This is a genomic window from Massilia sp. UBA6681, assembly GCF_002454935.1.
Taxonomy (GTDB): Bacteria; Pseudomonadota; Gammaproteobacteria; order Burkholderiales; family Burkholderiaceae_D; genus Telluria; species Telluria varians.
In genome coordinates, this window is sequence record NZ_DKJX01000097.1 from 6,158 (window position 1) to 8,433 (window position 2,276).

At 62.8% G+C, this 2,276-nt stretch carries 3 protein-coding genes and 1 pseudogene (1 of these 4 cut by a window edge); 1 reads left to right on the forward strand and 3 read right to left on the reverse strand.

Annotation, left to right across the window (positions count from 1 at the left end; genetic code table 11):
* From B2R83_RS17845 to B2R83_RS17855, 3 genes are all read right to left on the reverse strand, one after another.
* The coding region (locus B2R83_RS17845) for a hypothetical protein (protein WP_292044002.1) at nt 1-629 on the reverse strand (629 nt) is incomplete at its 3' end.
* 144 nt (nt 630-773) lie between these two features.
* Nucleotides 774-1,094 (reverse strand): hypothetical protein, encoded by a 321-nt coding sequence (locus B2R83_RS17850; protein WP_292044003.1) that lies wholly within the window; start codon nt 1,092-1,094, stop codon nt 774-776.
* A gap of 43 nt (nt 1,095-1,137) precedes the next feature.
* A complete protein-coding gene (locus B2R83_RS17855; protein WP_036208743.1) occupies nt 1,138-1,641 on the reverse strand; it encodes a YqaA family protein in 504 nt (167 codons plus the stop codon).
* Nucleotides 1,642-1,842: 201 nt separating this feature from the next.
* Here B2R83_RS17855 and ilvA point away from each other — a divergent pair.
* A pseudogene (gene ilvA, locus B2R83_RS17860) lies at nt 1,843-2,276 on the forward strand (threonine ammonia-lyase, biosynthetic); it runs 999 nt beyond the window's last position.

The following is a 2,276-nucleotide window of genomic DNA, read 5'->3' on the forward strand; positions in this document are numbered from 1 at the left end:
CTGCCGCCGATACCGACGCTGAAGCCGATGATGTAGGCCATGTCGCTGTAGTAGCTGCTGTCCTGCCAGCCGGCCAGCGTCTTGTTCACCTGGGCGCCGTTTTCCAGGGTCGTGCCGCCGCTGAAGCGCCAGAATACGTCATTGACGCCGGAGCTGTACCAGGTGTCGGCGTCGGGACGGGCATCGATGCCGTTGTAGACCCCTTCCCAGATCAGTTCGCTGCGCGTCGTGCCGTCCATGACCGAGACGCGCAATGCCGGGGTATAGCGCCGTTCGTTAGGGGTGGTATTGCCGCTGGCGACGGCCCAGTCGAAGGTCAGGCGGGTGAGCTGGTCGAACAGGCCGAGACTGGGGGCGGGATTGAGCGTGCCATAGTCGTTCGCGTACAGATTCCCCATCACGGTGCGGACGCGGTCGCCGGTCATTTCCAGGGAACCATTTCCCGAACGAGGCATCGTATCGGTAATGCTGCTGCTCCCATTACCCCGGAGTTCGCCGGGTGGCGTGTACCACATGCTCGACGATGGCGTGACCACGATTTCCGCCGCGTGCGCGGCCGGCATGACAGCCGCCACAGCGAGCATGACGAAAACGGATTGCTTCAGTGCATTTTTATAGTGCGTTTTCATGTTTTCCCCTCAGTTGGACCAAAAGCATGCAGCCAACATTGCTAAGCAAAACTTGGGCCTGCTGTGAGGAAACCTACGTAATCAAACACTTAAAAAACATCCTGTGCCGTCAAGCAGCGAGATGTAAAGTTTGCCGACGTCCGCTCAGCGTGGCTGCGCCGGCGCCTGGCCGATCAGGCGGTCCAACCGGGCCTTTGCTTCCTCGTTCATCTGGACCGAGCGCAGGCAGTCGACGACCTCGGCACGCACCGGCTCGCGCATGGTCAGGTTGCAGGTATGGGCGAGTTCGACGAGAAAGTTGCGGTCCCCTTCCGGCATGGCCGCGATGCCCGGCCAGACCAGGCCGAGTTGCTCGTTGGTGGACTCCTTGTGCGAGCTCAGCATGAATTTCGCGCCGATGACACCGAACACTGCCAGGGCGGCAAGGACGAGGAGCAGGGAAAGAAGGCTTGGAGGCTTGTTCATAGCCTCGCATGATACCCGACCCGCACGGCAAGCAAAGATCCCGTCAGCCGATCAGGCGCTCGAAGAAGTCGCCCACGGTCTTCCAGAACCCGTCCGGGATGTACAGCAGGATCGCGGTCATGGTGACATAGCGTGCGAACTTGCCGATCGCCATGTACATCACGCTCGGCCAGAACGGCAGGTGCAGCCAGCCGGCCAGGGTGCACAGCGGGTCGCCCACGCCCGGCACCCAGGACAGCAGCATGGTCTTGGCGCCGTACTTCTTGAGCCAGCCGAACCAGCGGCTCTGGCGCTCCTTGGCGAAGGCGATCTTGGCGCGGTAGCCGATGAAATAATCCACTGCCCCGCCCAGCGTGTTGCCCACCGTGCCCACCAGGATGGCCGGCCAGAACATGGCCGGATTCGCCTTCACCACGGCGAAGACGGCCGGCTCCGAGCCGAGCGGCAGCAGCGTGGCCGAGACGAAGCTGATGATGAAGATGGAGGTGAGCCCGACGGTCGGCGCGGCAAGGACGTTCAGCAGCCAGAGGACGGCGTTTTCGATCATCGGGAAAGGGGGCAGTGAGCAATTGCGATAGGTGTCCATTATAATGAGGATCACCTATCGTAACGACACGATACGCCGAGCCTGCTATCCAGCACGTCGTATCGCCACTCCGCCCCGGTCACCCTCCGCGAGGAAAAGTGTGCGTCGTCCGGACCGCCGGCCCTATCCATCGCCGGCATTGCAGTTACCCGATTGCCGACCATGACTACCGACTACCTCAAGAGAATCCTGACCGCCCGCGTCTACGACGTCGCCGAAGAAACCCCGCTCGAATACGCGCCCACCCTGTCGAACCGCTTCGGCAACCGCATCTACTTCAAGCGCGAAGACATGCAGAGCGTGTTCAGCTTCAAGCTGCGCGGCGCCTACAACNNCGGCCGGCAACCACGCCCAGGGTGTGGCCCTGGCAGCAAGCCGCCTCGGCTGCCGCGCCCTGGTCGTGATGCCGACCACCACCCCGCAGGTGAAGGTCGACGCGGTGAAGGCGCGCGGCGGCGCCAGCGTGGAAGTGGTGCTGCATGGCGAGTCGTACACCGACGCCTACAACCACGCGCTGCTGCTGGAAAAGGAACAGCGCCTGACCTTCGTCCATCCTTTCGACGACCCCGACGTCATCGCCGGCCAGGGCACCATCG